Origin of the sequence: Vibrio marinisediminis (assembly GCF_014050145.1) — a bacterium.
In the GTDB taxonomy this organism is placed as follows: domain Bacteria; phylum Pseudomonadota; class Gammaproteobacteria; order Enterobacterales; family Vibrionaceae; genus Vibrio; species Vibrio marinisediminis.
Genome location: NZ_JACFYF010000359.1, coordinates 1 through 234, shown reverse-complemented (window position 1 = coordinate 234; position 234 = coordinate 1). Strand labels below are relative to the sequence as shown.

Below are 234 nucleotides of genomic sequence, written 5' to 3'. Positions count from 1 at the left end.
AGTACCGCACCGCCGTGCTGGGCTTCGAGGGCGAGGTCGGCGCCGTGCAGGAGAGCCACCATCACCACGTCGAAGGGCAGGGCGCCTCGGCCCCGGGTTCGAATGTGGCCGATTGCACGCTCTGCGACACGTTCTGCACCGGAATGTGCCGGTTGGAGGCGCAGGCGCGGCACGACCATCACCACCATTATCACGGGCACGATCACGGCCATTCCCACGGCCACGACCATGACC

At 67.5% G+C, this 234-nt stretch carries 1 pseudogene; it reads left to right on the top strand.

What is annotated here, in order from left to right:
- Positions 1–234 (top strand): annotated as a pseudogene (locus H2O73_RS24345) (hypothetical protein); the annotation flags it as partial.